This window comes from Galactobacter valiniphilus, from assembly GCF_003575975.1.
GTDB classification, from domain to species: domain Bacteria; phylum Actinomycetota; class Actinomycetes; order Actinomycetales; family Micrococcaceae; genus Galactobacter; species Galactobacter valiniphilus.
The window spans coordinates 44,325-60,761 of the sequence record NZ_QQXK01000011.1 but is presented as its reverse complement, the minus strand read 5'-3'; the positions used below and the strand labels follow the sequence as shown (position 1 = coordinate 60,761).

Sequence of the window (16,437 nt, the reverse complement as noted above, 5' to 3'; positions counted from 1 at the left end):
CGTCCGGAAAAGTCCTGCCGCGCCCCTGGTGCGGTGTCGGGGCGCGGGGCTACCTTGTGCGAGGCCGCGCTTCGCGGCCGCCGATGAGGGCCGGGGAGGCCCTCCGGCTCGAAGGAGCGCCATGCCCATTCGCAGCGAACGTTGGCCCGAGGGAACGCCCAGCTGGGTGGACCTGTCGGTGAAGGATCTCGAGGGCGCCAAGGCGTTCTACGGCGGCCTCTTCGGCTGGGAGTTTCAGGACGCCGGCGAGGAGGCCGGGCACTACAACATGGCGTCCAAGGGCGGCCACCAGGTGGCCGGCATCGGCCCCGCGATGGACCCGAACTGGCCGTGCGTGTGGACCACATACTTCGCCGCGGATTCCGCCGACGACGTGGCGGCGCGCGTGCAGGCGGCCGGGGGCCAGGTGGCCGTGGAGCCCTTCGACGTCCTGGACGTGGGGCGCATGCTCGTGGGCATCGACACCGTGGGGGCGGCGTTTGGCGTGTGGGAGGCCAAGCTGCACATCGGCGCGGGCCTCTACAACGAGCCGGGTGCCCTGATCTGGAACGAGCTGCACACGCATGACTTCGTCGCGGCGCAGGAGTTCTACGGCAAGCTCTTCGGCTACACCTTCAACGACCTCTCCTCCGAGTGGCTCACGTACGCCACCTTCGACCGCGAGCCTCAGGGCGAGGGCCTGGGCGGGATCCAGCTGGACACCGACATCCCTGAGGGGGTGCCGAACTACTGGCTCACGTGGTTCGGCTCGGCCGGCGTGGACGCCGATACGGCCAAGGTGGGCGAGCTCGGCGGCACCGTGCTCATGCCGCCCATGGACTCGCCGTTCGGGCGCATGTCCGTGGTGACCGGTCCCGAGGGCGAGGCCTTCGGCCTGATCCAGCTGCCGGCGGCCGAGTAGCAGCGCCCCGCCGGGCGACCCGGTGTGTGAGGGCGCCGTCCCGTTCTGGGGCGGCGCCCTGTCGCGTCCCCGGGGAGGCCGCGCGAACGGGTTCGGGCGCGGGGCCGCCGACTCAGGCGCCCGGCTGCACGCGCGCCGTCTCGGCACGCAGCGCCTCGAGCACCGGCTTGGCCGCCAGGCCGAGGCGCGGAGAGCCGCAGGGTCGGCAGAGCAGCGGGGCCCTCGACGCGGCGCAGCCCCACCTCGGTGCGGTGACCCAGGGGGAGGGCCGTGAGGCCCACGCCCTCGCGTACGGCCGACAGCACGCCCGTGAGGTCGAGGGCCTCGCGGGCCACGTTCACGCCGAGGCCCTCCACGGTATCCTCGATCGCCTCGCGCAGGCTGCACGGCCGGGTGAAGAGCACGAGCCGGTGCTCGGGCACGGGGACATCGGAGTCGGCGCGGAACCAGCCCAGCTCCGCGTGGCCGAGGGTGACGGACCCCGTGCCCAGGTCGGTGAAGGCGAGCACCACATCGGCCCCGCCCTCCTGGACGATCGCCCGCAACCGCTCGGAGCGGTGGAAGCGAAAACACACGGGCCTCCCGGGGAACCGCTCCTGCAGCGCAGCGGCCGCGACGCGGACCAACGGCGCGGCCGCGAGGTCGCTCGCGGCGACCACGAGCTCATCCCCCGCCCGCCCCAGCAAGGCGTCCACGGCGTCGTCGTGCAGGGCAAGGAGGCGGTGCGCGCGGCGCACGAGATCCTCGCCCGCCGAAGTGAAGGCGATGTTGCGGCCCAGGCGGTGCGTGAGCGGCGTGCCGAGCTCGGCCTCGAGGCGGCGCAGGTGCCCGGAGACCGTGGGCTGGGAGACGTGCAGGACCTCTGCGGCCCGTGCCACCCCCGCGAAGGAGGAGACGGCCGTGAGCGAGCGCAGCGCGGCGATGTCGAGGGTTCTCACCCGCCTAGCGTGGCAGGCGCGGGCGGGGCACCGCAATGAATCATCGAGATTCCTGATGGGTTGGCGGCGCGGGGGCGAAGCGGCCCCAGCCTGGAGGACATGAACACCCGACTCCTCGCCCTCGGCACCGCCACCGTGCTCGTCTACGCCGCCGGTTACCCGCTCGGCGCCCTGGCTCTCCAGGGCCTCTCGCCGTTCTGGCTCATCGCCCTGCGTTTTGTGTTGACGGCGGCCCTGCTCTGGCCCGTGGTGCTGCTGCGCGGGCTGGCGCTGCCGGCCCGGGGCGCGTTGCTCGCGGCGCTCGCCGCCGGCCTGCTGGTGCAGGGCGCGCAGTTCCTCGGCGCGTACTGGGCCATGACGCACGGCGTGGGGGCCGGGGTGACGGCGCTGGTCGTGGCGCTGAACCCGGCCGTGACGGCGCTCCTGAGCGTGGCGGTCACGCGCCGCGGCATCGGGTCGCGAGCCTGGATCGCCGTGGCGCTCGCCGCCGCCGCGGTGGCCGTGGCTTGCCTCCCGCGTATCCTCGAGAACCCCGCCGTGGGTCCCGGCGTGGTGGGCGCGCTCGTGGGGCTGTTCGGGCTCGCGGGCGGTTCGTTGATTCAGGGCCGCGCGCTCGGGGGAGTGCACCCGCTCGCGTTTACCGCGATCGGCGTGAGCGTCTCCGTGCCGCTCGCGCTCGGCCTGGCCGCGGCGATGCCCGGCCACGTCTCGGCGGAGCCGGGGGCCTGGGCGCTCCCGGTCCTGCTGACGCTGTGCGGGCTCGCCGGCACCACGCTCTACGCCTCGACGGTGCGCACGTTCGGCGCGCGGACGGCCTCGCTGCAATTCGCGCTCATCCCCGCCGCGGCCTCGGTGCTGTCCTGGCCGCTCGTGGGCGAGGTGCCCGGCATCCTCACGGGCGTGGGGCTCGCGCTCGGCGCGGGCGCCGTGGTGCTGCAGCTGCGCACGGGGCGGACCGGCCCCGCGGGGGAGCGCCGCCGCGCTCAGAACGGCAGGTCGCCCTCGTCCTCGAGCCGCGGGAACAGGCGCCGGGGGCCGGCCGCGTCGGCGCCCAGGGCGTCGTCCGGGTTGTAGACGGCGCATTGACGCATGGAGAGGCAGCCGCAGCCGATGCACATCGAGAGGCCGTCCCGGATGGCACTCAGCTCGGCGATGCGCGCCTCCAGGAGCGGTCGCCACGCCTTGGAGAGGCGGACCCAGTCGCGCTTGCTCAGCGGTGCGTCCAGCGGAAACGGCTTGAGGTCCGCCGCGATTCTGGCCAGCGGCACCCCCACCCGCTGGGCGGCATGGATGACGGCGAGGCGGCGCAGCACAAAGCGGTGGAAGCGCCGCTGTCCGCCGCCGGTGCGCTCGCTCGCGATCAGCCCGAGCTGCTCGTAGTAGCGGATCGCCGACACGGCGAGCCCGGAGCGCCGCGCCACCTCGCCGATCGCCAGCAGATCGCCTGAGTCCTTCATGGCAGCCAGTCTTCCGCGGGGCTTGACCTCAAGTCCACTTGAGGTTGGAGGGTGGTGGCAGCGCCGGGGACGTCCCCCGGCGCGGAGAGGAACCCATGACATCTCAGGCCACCCGACCGGAACTCACCGCGGCGCAATGCGCCCTGTGCGGCGTGGAGACCGACTCCCCGCACGGGACGTGCCCCGTCTGCGCGGACGAGCGGCAGTACCTCGCGGCCGACGGGGTGCAGCGCTGGAGCTCGCCCGCCGAGCAAGCGGCGAGAGGCGCGGCGATCGAGCTCAAGGAGCTGGAGCCCGGGCTGTGGGAGCTCAACACCCGCGGTCACGTGGGCGTCGGCCAGCAGGCCAAGCTGGTCGTCACGGACAGGGGCAACGTCCTCGTGGACGTCCCCGCCTACATCGACGGCGCAGCGATCGAGGCCGTGAGCGCCCTCGGCGGCATGGCCGCCATCGTCCCGAGCCACCCCCACATGTTCGGCGTGCAATCGGCCTGGTCGGCCGCCTTCGACGACGCGCCGGTGTGGGTCTCGGAGCCGGACGCCGGCTGGGTTACCCGCGACTTCCCGGGCCTGCGCGTGTGGTCGGGCGAGCTGGAACCCGTTCCCGGCGTGCGCGCCTCGCAGCCGGGCGGGCACGTCCCTGGTTCCTCGGTGGTGCACTTCCGCGGCGCCGACGGCGCTGGGGTTCTCTTGAGCGGGGACACGATCGCCGCGGTGCCGCGGGCGGGTTGGGTCAGCTTCATGCGTTCGTTCCCCAACCGCCTGCCCCTTTCGGCGGGGGCGGTCAGACGGATCGCCGCCCACGTGGCCGCCCGCTACGACGTGGAGCGGCTCTACGACAACTTCCAGGGTCGCGTCTTGCGCGGCGCGGGGGAGGCCATCGCGTCCTCGGCCGAGCGCCATGCCCGCTGGGTGAGCGGGGAGTTCGACCACCTCACCGGCCCGGTGTGAACCCGGGTGACGCCCCGCCGGGCATCCGAAAAACGACGGAGCATCGTCGAATCGTGGATGTTTCGTCGTTTTCCGGATGCTGCGGCACCCGCCCCGCCGGGACCGGCGTCCCCGGCGCCCCCGATCGCGCCGCCAGGCTTTGCGCGCACGCGCCGACGGGCGCACCATGAGGTGAACCCCTTCAACCGTTCGAGGAGAGCCATGCGCGCCACCATGATCAACGGCACCCGCGACGTCACCGTCGAGGAGCTGCCCCGCCCCCAGATCGAGGCCCCCACCGACGCCCTCCTCAAGGTGGTGGCCGCCTGCGTGTGCGGCTCCGACCTCTGGCACTATCGCGGCGTCATCCCCACCCAGCACTCCCACCAGATGGGCCACGAGTACGTCGGCATCATCGAGGAGCTCGGCTCGGAGGTGACGGGCCTCGAGGTGGGCCAGTTCGTGGTCGGCTCCTTCATCACGAGCGACAACACGTGCGAGATCTGCCAGGCGGGCTACCAGTCCAAGTGCGTCAACGCCCACGGCGTCGGCACCGCCCAGGCCGAGTACGTGCGCATCACCAACGCCGCCGGCACCCTCGTGCCCACCCCCGAGCACCCGGACGAGGACCTCATCCCCTCACTCTTGGCCGCCTCGGACGTGCTCGGCACCGGCTGGTTCGGCGCCGTGGAGGCCCAGGCCGGCCCCGGCAAGACGATCGCCGTGGTCGGAGACGGCGCCGTGGGCCTGCTGGCCATCCTGGCCGCCAAGCAGCTCGGCGCCGAGCGGATCATCGCCTTTTCGCGTCACGCCGATCGCCAGGTGCTGGCCCGCGGGTTCGGAGCCACCGACATCATCGAGGAGCGCGGAGACAAGGGCGTCGCCAAGCTCAAGGAGCTCACGGACGGCCTCGGCGCGCACGGCGTCGTGGAGGCCGTGGGCACGCAGGAATCGATTGAGCAGGGCCTGCGCTGCGCCCGCGGTGGCGGCTACCTGACCATCCTCGGCGTGGCCCACGGCGTGCAGCTCTCCGGCCGCGAGATCTTCGGAGCCGAGGTGCACATCGTGGCCGGCGGCGCGCCCGTCCGCCGCTTCCTGCCCGAGCTGATCCAGCTGATCCTTGATCGCAAGATCAACCCGGGACGCGTCTTCACGATGGACGTCCCGCTGGAAGAAGCACCGGCCGCGTACGCCGCGATGGACGAGCGCACCACCATCAAGGCGCTGCTGCGCCCCTGACGCCTCGGCGCAAACCCTTGTCAGCGGCGCGTCCGCGGGCGAGGATCGGCGATGACGGCGCGCCCGGTGCCGTCCGAGTTGTAACCGGAAGGAACGCCATGGCCGAGATCGACGAGGGACAGTACGTGGACGCCGAAGGCACGGGGCAGGATCCCGCGTTGCGCGGCAAGGAGAAGGGCGACTACACCGAGGTGGAGCTCGCCGACGGCGAGAGTGCCGGCCGCACCGTGGGTGAGGGCAGCTACACCGAGGGGGAGAGCTCCGACTCGGTGGGCGCGTACACGGATACCGATCCGGAGGCCTAGCGGTTCGCCTCTATCGAGGCGGACGGACCTGAAGTGAACGACGGCGCGGCGGGTCTGGGAGCCCCGCCGCGCCGTCGTGCTGTGGGAGGAAGGGCGCGCGCTCAGGCGCGGGTCATGTCCACGAGGCGCTCGCCGATCTGTGCCAGGAGCTCCGGGGCGTACTCGGCGCCCCAAAGCGGGGCGGCGGCGAGGCCGTCGGCGGCGGCCACGACGAGCGCGGCGGTGACGGGATCGGTGCCGTCGGCGGCGATCGCCGCGTCCCACCAGGCGGCGTCCTCGCGGCAGGCCTCGCGGACCACCGGGACGGTGCTCAACTGGGCCATGAGGGCGTGCTTTTCAAGCATGGCATCGGCGTTGGTGAGGGCGTCGAGGGTCGCCGCGACGTAGGCGCGCGTGAGGCGGCCCGGGCCGTCGTCGCCCTCCCGGATGAAGGAGTGCACCTCCGCGCGGAACTCCAGGAGCTGGTCCTCGGCGAGGGCCCGCAGGAGCGCGTCCTTGGAGGCAAAGTGGTACTTGAGCCCGCCCTTGGAGACCCCGGCGAGCTCGGCGATCGAGTCGAGCGAGGCCTCGATGCCGTGGCTCCCGAAGCGCCGCGCCGCCGCGTCGAGGACAAGCCGCCGCGTGGCCTCGGCGTCCCGGCCACTGATCCGTCCCATGGCCCGTGTGGCTCCGATCTGCGCCGTGGCGCGGTGTCGAGGTGTGAGGAGGCGAGCCGCGAGGCGCTCATCCTCCCGTCACCGTAGTGCAGTCTCGCGGTCTCGACGACTTTACCGCCCGGACGGTACAGTTTTGGCATGAGCACCGCCCAGCCGCCCCACCCTTCCGCGCATCGGCGCCGTTGGGCCGCCCTCTCGATCCTCGTGCTGGCGGTCCTGTTGCTGGCCATCGACGGGACCGTCCTCTACCTCGCGGTCCCCTCGCTGACCGCGGATCTCCAGCCGAGCGCCACGCAGATCCTGTGGATCGGCGACGTCTACTCGCTGGCCCTCGGCGGCCTGCTCGTGACGATGGGCGTGCTCGCCGACCGGATCGGCCGCAAGCGCCTGCTCCTCATCGGCTCGGCACTCTTCGGCGCCGCGTCGCTCGTGGCGGCCTTCGCGCCCAGCCCGGAGTGGCTCATCGCCGCCCGCGTGCTGCTCGGCGTCGCCGGCGCCACGCTCATGCCCTCCACGCTCTCGCTCATCCGCAACATCTTCACGGACGCCAAGGAGCGCACGCGCGCCATCGCCATCTGGTCCGCCGCGGCCGGCGGCGGCGCGGCCCTCGGCCCGCTCGTGGGTGGCGTCCTCCTCGAGCACTTCTGGTGGGGCTCCGTCTTCCTCATCAACGTGCCGGTGGTGATCGTCCTCGTCGTGGGTGGCTTCTTCCTGCTGCCCGAGTCCAAGGACCCGAACCCGGGCCGCTTCGACCTGCTCTCCGCGGCGCTGTCCATGGCGGCGATCGTCCCGCTCGTCTACGCCGTGAAGCACACCGTGCAGTCCGGATTCGACGCCCTGGGTGGGGTCTGCCTGCTGGCCGGCCTCGCCTTCGGCTGGTGGTTCATCCGGCGCCAGAAGCGCCTCGCCTCGCCCATGATCGACGTGAGCCTCTTCAAGGTGCCGGCGTTTGCCGGCTCGGTGCTCTCGCAGTTCATCGCCGTCTTTGCCCTCACGGGCCTGCTGTTCTTCTTCTCGCAGTACCTCCAGCTCGGGCGCGGCTACACGCCGCTGCAGGCCGGCCTCGCCGAGCTCCCCGCCACCCTCGCCTCGATCGCGGTCGTCCTCCTGGTGGGCTGGTTCCTGACCAAGCTCGGCGCCGGCCGCACCATCGCCGCAGGCCTGGCGCTGACGGGCGTGGGCCTCGTGGCGATCGCGATCGCCGAGGGCGCCGCGAGCTACCTCTGGCTCGGCCTCGCCCTCATCCCCGTGGGCCTCGGCGTGGGCCTGGCTCAGACCGTCACGGTGGACGCCGTGGTCTCCGCCGTCCCGCCGGCCAAGGCGGGTTCGGCCTCGGCCATCTCCGAGACCTCCTACGAGCTTGGCGTGGCGCTGGGCATCGCGGTGCTCGGCTCCGTCATGACGGCGCTCTATCGGATCAACCTGCCGGCCGGCCTCGGCGGCGGCGAGGAGCACGGTGTGCGCGAGTCCCTCGCCACGGCCATGACGATCCTCGACCCGGCCTCGGCCGAGGGCGAGGCGGCCCGCCACGCCTTCACCTCGGCCATGCAAACCACCTCGATCATCGCGGCGATCATCACGCTCGCCGGGGCAGTGATCGCGTTCAAAGTCATCCCCTCACCCAAGCTCGTGGGCGAGCGTGTGGCGGCCGATCACTGATCGGCCCGGCCGCTCCGTGGGTCCCTTCCAAGGGCACGACGACGCGCGCTCGCCCGGGTGTCTCACCCCACCCACGGTGGGGTGAGACACCCGGGGAACCATCCGGCGTCGGGCAGCTGAACGGGCCCCTCGTCCCTGGGAAATCGCCGGGAGTCGGGCTCCTGGCGCCCTGACGCCTGGCACGGCGGCTCGGCCTCCAGGACAATGAAACTTCACCGTGCCGCCGGAACCGGCGGCGAAGAAAGGAATGATGAACGCCCCTGGCGACAGTCCGGGCTCTTTGAAGCCCCCTCTGCCGTGTCACCCGGCACCCACCCCTTTGAGTCCTGAGCGGGGGTGCCGATCGTGGAAATAGTGTCAATCGTTCTGGCCCTCCTTCTCGTGGCCGCCTGCGGCATGTTTGTTGCCGCCGAGTTCTCCCTCATCACCGTCAACCGCAACGACGTCAAGGCAGCCATCGAGGCGGGCGACAAGCGTGCGATGGGCGTCCTGAAGGGCATGGACACCCTGTCGACGCAGCTCTCGGGAGCCCAGCTCGGCATCACCCTGACCAACCTCGGCATCGGCTTCCTGGCCGAGCCGGCCGTGGCCGCGATCGTCGTCGGCCCCCTCACGGGCGCCGGCCTCGCCGAGGCGGCGGCCCGCACCCTCTCCGTGATCATCTCGCTCGTGCTCGCCACGGTCGTCACCATGGTCTTCGGCGAGCTGGTCCCCAAAAACCTGGCCATCGCCAAGCCGCTGGCCACGGCCCGCCAGGTGGTGGGCTTCCAGCGCGGCTTCTCCGCCGCGACCAAGCCGCTGCTCGTCTTCTTCAACGGCACGGCCAACGCGATCCTGCGCCTGTTCAACATCACGCCGACGGAGCACCTGGATTCGGTGCGCTCCCCGGAGGAGCTCGTGGCCCTGGCCCAGCACTCCGCGCACGAGGGCGTGCTCCCCGAGCACACGGCCCAGCTGCTGGAGCGCTCCGTGGCCTTCGGCCATCGCCGCGGCCACGACACCATGACCCCGCGCACGCGCATGGTCACGGTCTCCGGCGCCACGAGCATCCAGGAGCTCCTGGAGCTCTCGGCGAACACCGGTCACTCGCGCTTCCCCGTGGCGGAGGGCGATGTGCACTCCGTGGACGGCGTGGTGCACGTGCGCCGCGCGCTCGCGGTGCCCTACGAGCAACGCGCCACCACGGCCGTCGCCACCGTGGCCGAGGAGGCCACGCTGGTGCCGGACACCGTGGAGCTGGACGAGCTCATGGACACCCTGCGCGAGGGCGGCCTGCAGATGGCCGTCCTCATCGACGAAACCGGCGACGTCGCCGGATTGCTGACCCTCGAGGACCTCGTGGAGGAGCTCGTGGGCGAGGTCGTCGACGAGCACGACCCCGAAGAGGCCGTGGCCAGCCCCGTCTCCGAGGGCGTGTGGCAGATCGACGGCGCCCTGCGCCCCGACGAGGCCACCGAGATCCTGCGCGCCCGCATTCCGGACGGTGCCGACCACGAGACCGTGGCCGGCCTGTTCACGCTGGAGCTGGGCCGCATCGCCAAGGAGGGCGACGTCGTCGTGCTCCGCACCGCCGGTGAATACCAGCTGCCCGCCTCCGAGGTGACCCTGACGGTCCTGGAGATGGACGGGGCGCGCATCGCGCGCCTCGAGGCAAGCGTCACCGAAGTGGACGAGGACGAGGGCAAGTGAACGACGTCGTTGCGATCGTCCTGACCGTGGCCCTCCTGGCCGCGAACTACTTCTTTGTGGCGGGGGAGTTTGCGCTCATCTCGGCGCGCCGCTCCATCATCGAGCCCAAGGCCCGCGAGGGCGGGCGCGCCGCCAAGCTGACGCTCTGGGCGCTCGAGCACGTCTCGCTCGTCATGGCCGGCGCGCAGCTCGGCATCACCGTGTGCTCGCTCGCGCTCGGCTACGTGACCAAGCCCTTCGTGAAGCACGCCGTCGAGGGTCCGCTGGGCTCGTGGGGCGTGCCGGAGACCGCGATCGACGTGCTCTCCTACGTCATCGCCTACGCCGTGGTGACGTACCTGCACGTGGTGCTCGGCGAGATGGTGCCCAAGAACATCGCGCTCGCGGGCCCGGAGAAGACCGCCCTGCGCTTCGGCCCGCCCATGGTGGTGCTGGTGCGCGTGCTGCAGCCCGTGCTGTGGCTCATGAACGCGATCGGCAACGGGATCCTGCGCCTGTTCAAGGTCCAGCCGAAGAACGAGGTCGCGAGCACCTTCGACCAGCACGAGGTCGCGGCGATGGTCCGCGAATCGGCCGAGGGCGGCGCCATCGACGACGGCGACGAGGCCCTGCTCCTGGGCGCCCTGCGCTTCGGGGCCGGCACGGTGGACTCGGTGCGGATCCCGCTCGAGTCCGTGGTCTCCCTGCCGCTGAGCGTCACGCCCGCGGGGGTGGAGGAGGCCGCCGCGCGCAGCTTCTCCCGCTTTCCGCTGCGCTCCGCCGACGGCGGCTGGGCCGGCTATGTGCACGTCAAGGACGTCATCGGCACCACGGGCGACGCCCGCCAGGCGCCGCTGCCCTCCGCGAGCGTGCGCGAGCTGCCGCGCTTCGCCGCCGGCACGCCCGTGGGTGAGGCCCTGGGCGCCATGCAGCGCGACGGCGCCCACCTGGCCCTGCTGCTCGGCGCGGACGGCGAGCCGGACGGGCTCATCACGCTCGAGGACGTCCTCGAGGAGCTCGTGGGACGCATCCGCGACGACAGCCGGCCGGGGGCCTGACGGCCCACGGCCCGCAGGTCCGGTTCTTGAGGCACGACGACGCCCGCTCACCTTCCTTGAGGTGGGCGGGCGTTTCGTTGTGAGGGGCTTGTAGTGTGTCCGCCCATGAGGGATTAACTAACGTATGGATAAATTCTCGTGGGCCTTCATGCCGATCGCCACGTTCTGGGCCGCGGCGGTGCTCCTCGCGGCCTGCGTCGTGTGGCTCGTGGTGCGCGGGCTGCGGCGCCGCCGCAGGGGTCAGCTGCCCACGAGGTCCTGGGTGGCGGCAGGTGTGTTGCTACTCGTCGGCTTGCTCGCGGCGCCCCCCGGGTACGCGATCGCGGTGTGGAGCGGGCTGAGCATCTCGATGGACGAACACAGGGCGTGGGTCAACAGCCCCGAGGGCCAGCGCGAGCTGGCGTTGCAGGAACAGCGCGACGCGCTCCTGGGGTCGGGCACGCGCGCGCGGGAGGGCCCGCTGACCAGACCGGCCAGGCTGCACCGCGACCTCGGGGAGGTGCGGGCCGCAGCCCCGGGGGAGTGGATCGAGGGGCAGTGGGTCGGATTGCGGCTCGTGGATGTCTCCATTGCGCCGTTGAGCGCCGCCGCGGCGGGCGAGGCGATCGACCCGAGCGGCTACTCGACCGTGACGTTCACCGTGGAGGTTCGCGAGGTCTCCACCCTGACGGGCGAGCGGCTCGACGCCGCGCGCGCCGCGGTCCTCACCGAGGACGGGGCGGTCCACTCCGGAACGCGGTGCGCCGCCGAAGCCCCCGAATCGACGCCGTCCGATGCGGCGGGCGCCGCCGCGGCCGAGGGAAGCACGCGATCCTGGTGTCGCGTGGTCCCCACCCACCTGGCGCAGAACGCCTCGCTGCGGCTTACGGTCTGGGGCTCGGAGAAGCGCAGCCCCCGCGCCCAGGGGTTCCTGCTCGGGGGGGCAGGCGAGCAAGCAACTTGCGGAGGCCGTGGCCTCGTCCGCGTCTGCCTCCGCCTCTGCCTCGTAACGCTCGCGGGGCTGGGGCGATCCCCGGCGATAGGGTGGGCGCAGCAGACAAGGGTGCGGGGGATGGGCATGGCGCGGGCCGCTTCGACGAGGGAGCGATCCGGCACACCCTGGCTCTGGGTGCTCATCGTCGCCGCGGTCTTCACGCAATCGGGCCTGAATCTTCTGCGTCCCGTGACGTCCTACAAGCTCCTGGCCTTCGGCGCCGATTCCGTGGCCGTGGGTGTCGCGACGGCCGCCTACGCCATCATCCCGCTCGCCGTGGCCATCGCCCTGGGCCGGCTCTCCGATCGCATGCTCAGGCTGCGGGTGCTGCTCGCCGTCGGCGCCGCGACGCTCGGCCTGGCCGGGGTGGGCCTCGCGCTGGCGCCGAACCTCTGGGGCGTCATCGCCGCCTCCGCGGTGCTCGGCTTCGGCCACCTGGCCTTCACGATCGCCGGTCAATCGGCCATCGCCCGCTACTCGAGTCCGCGCCAACTGGACGTCGGTTTCGGCTGGTTCACCGCCGCCTACTCGGTGGGCCAGCTCATCGGCCCGTTCCTGGGCGGGCTCATCGTCGGCTCGGCGCACGGCGACGGGCGGCTGGGCGCCGTGCAGACGGCGCTCTGGGTCGGCGCCGCCATCGCGGCCGCCGGCACGCTGCTCTTCGTCGCGCCCCTGCCCGGTTCGCCCCGCGACCGGCGCACCGAGGTGGAGATCGCCCCCGGCCCGCCCGACGACGCGGGGGAGGCCCCAGCGGAAGGCGAGGCGAACGCCGCGGCCGGCCACGCGGCGTCGGGCGGTGACGTTCAGGCCCCGCCAGGGGGCGCGGTGCCGGGGGCGCCGGAGGGGCGGCCGACGGTCCTCAAGATCATGCGGCGCCCCGGTGTGCCGGCCGCGATGCTCGCGGCCCTGAGCCTGCTCTCGATGCTGGACATCCTGACCGCGTTCCTGCCCGTGGTGGGCGAGGAGCTGGGGATCGATCCCGGGGTGATCGGCACGCTCCTGGCCATCCGCGCGCTCGCCTCGATCATCTGCCGCGCCGTGCTGCCGTGGATGGTGGGGCGCGTGGGGCGCACCCTCCTCATGCTCTCGTGCCTCTTCGGCTCGGGGGCCACGCTCGCGCTGCCCCCGCTCGCCCTGGCCTGGTGGCCGGGCGGGCCCGGCATCGCGGTGGCGACGGTGTTCCTCGTGATCGGAGGCTTCTTCCTCGGGATCGGGCAGCCGCTGACCATGACCCTCATCTCCCAATCGGTGCCGGGTGCGTGGCGCGGTTCGGCGCTGGCCGTGCGGCTCATGGGCAACCGCCTGGGGCAGGTGCTGATGCCGTTGCTGGCGGGGCTCGTGGCGGCGCCGTGGGGGCCGGCGGGCGCCATTTGGATGACGTGCGCGCTCCTGGTGGTCTCCGGCGCGGCCAGCGCGGCGGATGCAGGCCGGCGCTGAGCGCGCCCGCTCCGCGGTGCCCTGGCCCCGCTGCGGCCGGGGCGTCGATGCGGCCGCGGCGCCGCGCCCCTAGCGTGGCGGGGCGGAGCGTTCTAGCGTGGGGGCCGGGCCTCGCGCAGAGACGGCCCCGGCGGAAAGAGGCGTCATGGCAGAGCAGAAGATCACCCCGTCCCTCTGGTTCGACGGGGTCGCCCTGGAGGCCGTCGAGTTCTACGTGAGCGTCTTCCCGGACTCCGAGATCCTGAACGTGGCACGGTATCCGGAAGAGGGCCTGCTGGACTTCCAGAAGCACCTGGCCGGCAAGCCGCTCTCCATCCAGTTCACGCTGCGCGGCGTGAAGTTTGACGCGATCAACGCCGGCCCGGAGTTTAAGTTCAACGAGGCCATCTCGCTCATCGTCGACTGCGCCGATCAGGCGGAGATCGATCGCTACTGGGAGGCGCTCTCCGCCGTCCCGGAGTCCGAGCAGTGCGGCTGGCTCAAGGACAAGTACGGCCTGTCCTGGCAGATCGTGCCGGAGAACATGGGCGAACTCATGGCCTCGCCCGGCGCCTTTGAGCGCATGATGAGCATGAAGAAGCTGGACATCGAGGGGCTGCGCGGCACGGGCGCCTGAGCGGTTCCCGCCGGGCGGTCGCGGCCTAGAGCGCCGCGGTCCGCGCGAGCACGCGGGCCAGCCGCGCCGCAAAGCCGCTCGGCAGCTTTGCAGGCAGCTCCTCCACGGGGAACCATGCGAGATCGTGGGACTCCGCGCTGACGAGCAGCGCCGCCTCCGGGTCGGCGAGCACCGCCACGCTCAGGTCCAGGTGAGACGCGCAATGGCCAAACGCGCCGGAGAGCGCGTGGTGGTCGAGGTCCACGACCACCGGCGTTCCCAGCGGGGAGGCGCCCGTCTCCTCGCGCGCCTCGCGCAGGGCGGCCCCGATGGCCGAGGCGTCGTCGTCCTCGGGATGCCCACCCGGCTGCACCCAGAAGTCGCCCTTCACGTGGTGCACCAGCAGGGTGGAGCGCAGATCGGACGAGAACACGAAGGCGCTGCACGTGACGTGGGTCCGCCACGGGTGGCGCAGGAGCGCCGGCGGCTCTTGGGCCAGCGCGGCCCGCGCGTCGGCAAGAGCCGCCGCCTCGCGGGCGTCGGGGGTGCCCCAGCGCTTCTCCCAGCCCGCCAGGAGGGTCTCGACGTCGTGCAGCAGCTGGGCGTTCATGCCCTCCAGCCTGCCACGGCGGACGGTGAGGCGCCCGCCCGCGGCGGGCGGGCGTCGTCGGGCGCTGAAGTCAGGTCCAAGGTGCCCGACGGCGCGTGGTTCAGACGCGCTCGAGGGCGGCCAGGGCCTCCTCGGCCGTGGGCTCGTGGGCGACACGGTTCCACGGGGCGCGGGAGAGCAACGAACCCATGGCGCAGGTGTTGGAGAGGGCGGCGACGGTCAGACCGCCGCCGATGATCCCCGAGAGGCCGCGGAGCTTGGGGGAGAGGAAGCGGCCGCCGGCCAGTCCCGCCAGGACCAGCGAGCCGGCGACGAGGCGGACCTGGCGCTCCAGGGCCCATGTCCCGGAGGTGCGCACGGCGCCGCCCTCCTTCTCGAGGGCGTTGACGCCGCCCGTGAGGACCGTGGCGTCGGTGAAGCCCTCTCCCGCCAGCGCGGTCCTGGCCTCCTCGGCGCGGGCGCCCGAGGCGCAGAGCAGCGTCACGGGGCCGCGCAGCTTGGACGCCGCCTCTGCGCGGTGCTCGAGGAGCACGGGAAGCGGCACGTTGACAGAGCCCGGGGCGTGCACTGCCTCGAACTCGGCGGCGGAACGGACGTCGATCAGCAGCGGGGCGAGGCTCATGGGGCGCTCCTTGGGGCGGTCGGTTGGGCTGGGGTGAGCGACAAGGTGGTCTCCGGTGTCGCTCGGGCGGAGCACGAGCGTCGCACCACCCCCGGCGCGCTGTCACGGGATGGCGTCAGCGGGGGTCACCCGGCGTCACGCGACGTCATGCGTCGGGGTGTCACCGATGGGCAAAGCGTCGGGGGCCCGGCCTAGGCTTAAACCCGCAGACGTTGATCAGGAGGATGCGTGGACGGCAGAGACCTCACCATCGGCGCCCGCGTGTTGGCCAGGGGGCTGCACGCCGGGAGCACCGACGCCCGGGGCCGCGGGCTCGGCGAGGCGTTGGCTGAACTGGCCGCGCGCGTCGGCGAAAGCCGCGGCGAACGCCACCCCGCCGTGGCCGTCGCGTGGCTGCACCTTTCCCTCGAGCAGGTCACCGAGGCCGAGCTGGCCGCGAGTTTCGGCGAGGAGATCGCCTCCGCCGTCTCGGCGCTGACGCCGAGGGCAGGGGAATCTGCCGGGACCCTCGCCGCTCGCGCCTTGAGCCATCCGCTCGCGCGCCTCGTCTGGGACGCCCTCGGCGAGGAAGCCTGGCACCTGCGCCCTGCCTGCTGAGACGGGACAGTCGGACGCGGCCCGCACTGGCCTGGCTGCACCCTCGTGCCCACCCAGCGGCGCGCCGTCGTGCGCTTCCATCCCCCAAAAATCGGAGTGCCAAATGCACGCTTTTTGGCCGACAAGCGTGCATTTGACACTCCGATTTCGTGGAGAGACGGCCGAGCCCGGGGGTGGAGCCGCCGAGCGCCTGTGCCCGGAATGACGAGACGGGCGCGGGTGCCTCCTCCTTGAGTTAGCCCGCGCTCCGGCCTCCGCGGCGGCTCATGCGCTGCTTGGCCGTGCGGGATCCGTGGTCCACCGGTGCGTGCCCCGTGGCCTGTGCGAGCCCGAACGCCGGCATGTTGACGTAGACGCTCTCCCGGTGATCCGGGGCAACGCGATACGTCTCGTGCCAGATGCCCACGGCGTCGTCCTTCCTCACCGTTTTCATGAAGCGCCGCCACGGGGCCAGGTGGGGTGCATCAGCCGCGGAGGCGAACGCCTGCAGCTCCTGGACGCTGCGCCAGTACTGCAGGATCAGGATGGTGCGGCCGGCCCAACCGTGCAGACCGAGCAAACCCTGCGCCGGGTGGCGCTTCAGGTACACGATCATGCGCGGCATGGCCACGAAAACGGGCAGCCAGCGATGGACCTTCCAGGGCTTGTTGAAGCGCATGCCGATGAGAAAGACGGTCACCTCCTCGTCTCCGGCGTCGGTGAAGCGGCCGGGGTGGACGGCGGGAAACGGGCCCATGATCACTCCTCGCGAGCGGCGGTAGCTGCCTGCCCCTCAGCGTGGCAGACCCGGCCG

The 16,437-nt window shown here is 72.4% G+C and carries 16 protein-coding genes and 1 pseudogene; 11 read left to right on the top strand and 6 right to left on the bottom strand.

Annotated elements, in window-relative coordinates:
* The first annotated feature begins 121 nt into the window (after window positions 1-121).
* Window positions 122-901 (top strand): VOC family protein, encoded by a 780-nt coding sequence (locus DWB68_RS07045; protein ID WP_119424441.1) that lies wholly within the window; start codon window positions 122-124, stop codon window positions 899-901.
* A gap of 755 nt (window positions 902-1,656) precedes the next feature.
* Here DWB68_RS07045 and DWB68_RS16965 read toward each other — a convergent pair.
* Window positions 1,657-1,839 (bottom strand): annotated as a pseudogene (locus DWB68_RS16965) (LysR family transcriptional regulator); the annotation flags it as partial.
* Between the two features lie 99 nt (window positions 1,840-1,938).
* On the opposite strand from DWB68_RS16965, the gene DWB68_RS07035 reads away from it, so the two are divergent.
* Window positions 1,939-2,913 (top strand): DMT family transporter, encoded by a 975-nt coding sequence (locus tag DWB68_RS07035; protein ID WP_119424440.1) that lies wholly within the window; start codon window positions 1,939-1,941, stop codon window positions 2,911-2,913.
* Here the strand turns inward: DWB68_RS07035 and soxR are convergent.
* Entirely contained in the window at window positions 2,823-3,296 is a 474-nt protein-coding gene (soxR, locus tag DWB68_RS07030) for a redox-sensitive transcriptional activator SoxR (RefSeq protein ID WP_119424439.1), read from the bottom strand. The genes DWB68_RS07035 and soxR overlap by 91 nt on opposite strands.
* Before the next feature lie 95 nt (window positions 3,297-3,391).
* On the opposite strand from soxR, the gene DWB68_RS07025 reads away from it, so the two are divergent.
* The 3 genes from DWB68_RS07025 (at window position 3,392) to DWB68_RS07015 (ending at window position 5,769) form a co-directional block, all read left to right on the top strand.
* A complete protein-coding gene (locus tag DWB68_RS07025; RefSeq protein ID WP_119424438.1) occupies window positions 3,392-4,246 on the top strand; it encodes an MBL fold metallo-hydrolase in 855 nt (284 codons plus the stop codon).
* A gap of 201 nt (window positions 4,247-4,447) precedes the next feature.
* Window positions 4,448-5,464, top strand: a complete 1,017-nt coding sequence (locus DWB68_RS07020; protein WP_119424437.1) for a zinc-dependent alcohol dehydrogenase family protein — start codon at window positions 4,448-4,450, stop codon at window positions 5,462-5,464.
* Window positions 5,465-5,562: 98 nt separating this feature from the next.
* Entirely contained in the window at window positions 5,563-5,769 is a 207-nt protein-coding gene (locus DWB68_RS07015) for a hypothetical protein (protein ID WP_119424436.1), read from the top strand.
* A gap of 101 nt (window positions 5,770-5,870) precedes the next feature.
* Here the strand turns inward: DWB68_RS07015 and DWB68_RS07010 are convergent, their stop codons facing one another.
* Window positions 5,871-6,425: a TetR/AcrR family transcriptional regulator gene (locus tag DWB68_RS07010; protein ID WP_119424435.1), complete on the bottom strand. Its 555-nt coding sequence runs from the start codon at window positions 6,423-6,425 to the stop codon at window positions 5,871-5,873.
* 138 nt (window positions 6,426-6,563) lie between these two features.
* Between DWB68_RS07010 and DWB68_RS07005 the strand changes: the two genes are divergently transcribed.
* From DWB68_RS07005 to DWB68_RS06985, 5 genes are all read left to right on the top strand, one after another.
* The gene (locus DWB68_RS07005; protein ID WP_119424434.1) at window positions 6,564-8,084 is read left to right on the top strand and encodes an MFS transporter; all 1,521 of its coding nucleotides are present in this window, start codon (window positions 6,564-6,566) and stop codon (window positions 8,082-8,084) included.
* Between the two features lie 354 nt (window positions 8,085-8,438).
* The gene (locus DWB68_RS07000) at window positions 8,439-9,773 is read left to right on the top strand and encodes a hemolysin family protein (RefSeq protein ID WP_233548659.1); all 1,335 of its coding nucleotides are present in this window, start codon (window positions 8,439-8,441) and stop codon (window positions 9,771-9,773) included.
* Window positions 9,770-10,810, top strand: a complete 1,041-nt coding sequence (locus DWB68_RS06995; RefSeq protein ID WP_119424433.1) for a hemolysin family protein — start codon at window positions 9,770-9,772, stop codon at window positions 10,808-10,810. The genes DWB68_RS07000 and DWB68_RS06995 overlap by 4 nt, the downstream gene beginning before the upstream one ends.
* A gap of 124 nt (window positions 10,811-10,934) precedes the next feature.
* Entirely contained in the window at window positions 10,935-13,220 is a 2,286-nt protein-coding gene (locus DWB68_RS16640) for an MFS transporter (RefSeq protein ID WP_233548658.1), read from the top strand.
* A 145-nt stretch (window positions 13,221-13,365) separates the two neighbouring features.
* Window positions 13,366-13,836, top strand: coding sequence for a VOC family protein (locus tag DWB68_RS06985; RefSeq protein ID WP_119424432.1), 471 nt, complete (start codon window positions 13,366-13,368; stop codon window positions 13,834-13,836).
* Between the two features lie 25 nt (window positions 13,837-13,861).
* Here the strand turns inward: DWB68_RS06985 and DWB68_RS06980 are convergent, their stop codons facing one another.
* Complete coding sequence (locus tag DWB68_RS06980) at window positions 13,862-14,425, bottom strand: NUDIX hydrolase (RefSeq protein ID WP_119424431.1); 564 nt, start codon at window positions 14,423-14,425, stop codon at window positions 13,862-13,864.
* Between the two features lie 100 nt (window positions 14,426-14,525).
* Window positions 14,526-15,047: a rhodanese-like domain-containing protein gene (locus DWB68_RS06975; protein WP_119424430.1), complete on the bottom strand. Its 522-nt coding sequence runs from the start codon at window positions 15,045-15,047 to the stop codon at window positions 14,526-14,528.
* Between the two features lie 228 nt (window positions 15,048-15,275).
* On the opposite strand from DWB68_RS06975, the gene DWB68_RS06970 reads away from it, so the two are divergent.
* Window positions 15,276-15,644 (top strand): hypothetical protein, encoded by a 369-nt coding sequence (locus DWB68_RS06970; RefSeq protein ID WP_119424429.1) that lies wholly within the window; start codon window positions 15,276-15,278, stop codon window positions 15,642-15,644.
* A gap of 235 nt (window positions 15,645-15,879) precedes the next feature.
* On the opposite strand, the gene DWB68_RS06965 is transcribed toward DWB68_RS06970, so the two are convergent.
* Window positions 15,880-16,380 (bottom strand): DUF4188 domain-containing protein, encoded by a 501-nt coding sequence (locus DWB68_RS06965; RefSeq protein WP_119424428.1) that lies wholly within the window; start codon window positions 16,378-16,380, stop codon window positions 15,880-15,882.
* Window positions 16,381-16,437 lie beyond the last annotated feature (57 nt).

Bases quoted from the DNA above. Each gene is read 5' to 3' on its own strand.
- DWB68_RS07035 (WP_119424440.1), top strand. From the start codon at position 1,939: ATGAACACCCGACTCCTCGCCCTCGGCACCGCCACCGTGCTCGTCTAC.
- DWB68_RS07025 (WP_119424438.1), top strand. From the start codon at position 3,392: ATGACATCTCAGGCCACCCGACCGGAACTCACCGCGGCGCAATGCGCC.
- DWB68_RS16640 (WP_233548658.1), top strand. From the start codon at position 10,935: ATGGATAAATTCTCGTGGGCCTTCATGCCGATCGCCACGTTCTGGGCC.
- soxR (WP_119424439.1), bottom strand. From the start codon at position 3,296: ATGAAGGACTCAGGCGATCTGCTGGCGATCGGCGAGGTGGCGCGGCGC.
- DWB68_RS06975 (WP_119424430.1), bottom strand. From the start codon at position 15,047: ATGAGCCTCGCCCCGCTGCTGATCGACGTCCGTTCCGCCGCCGAGTTC.
- DWB68_RS07005 (WP_119424434.1), top strand. From the start codon at position 6,564: ATGAGCACCGCCCAGCCGCCCCACCCTTCCGCGCATCGGCGCCGTTGG.
- DWB68_RS07015 (WP_119424436.1), top strand. From the start codon at position 5,563: ATGGCCGAGATCGACGAGGGACAGTACGTGGACGCCGAAGGCACGGGG.
- DWB68_RS07010 (WP_119424435.1), bottom strand. From the start codon at position 6,425: ATGGGACGGATCAGTGGCCGGGACGCCGAGGCCACGCGGCGGCTTGTC.
- DWB68_RS06980 (WP_119424431.1), bottom strand. From the start codon at position 14,425: ATGAACGCCCAGCTGCTGCACGACGTCGAGACCCTCCTGGCGGGCTGG.
- DWB68_RS07020 (WP_119424437.1), top strand. From the start codon at position 4,448: ATGCGCGCCACCATGATCAACGGCACCCGCGACGTCACCGTCGAGGAG.
- DWB68_RS07045 (WP_119424441.1), top strand. From the start codon at position 122: ATGCCCATTCGCAGCGAACGTTGGCCCGAGGGAACGCCCAGCTGGGTG.
- DWB68_RS06985 (WP_119424432.1), top strand. From the start codon at position 13,366: ATGGCAGAGCAGAAGATCACCCCGTCCCTCTGGTTCGACGGGGTCGCC.
- DWB68_RS06965 (WP_119424428.1), bottom strand. From the start codon at position 16,380: ATGGGCCCGTTTCCCGCCGTCCACCCCGGCCGCTTCACCGACGCCGGA.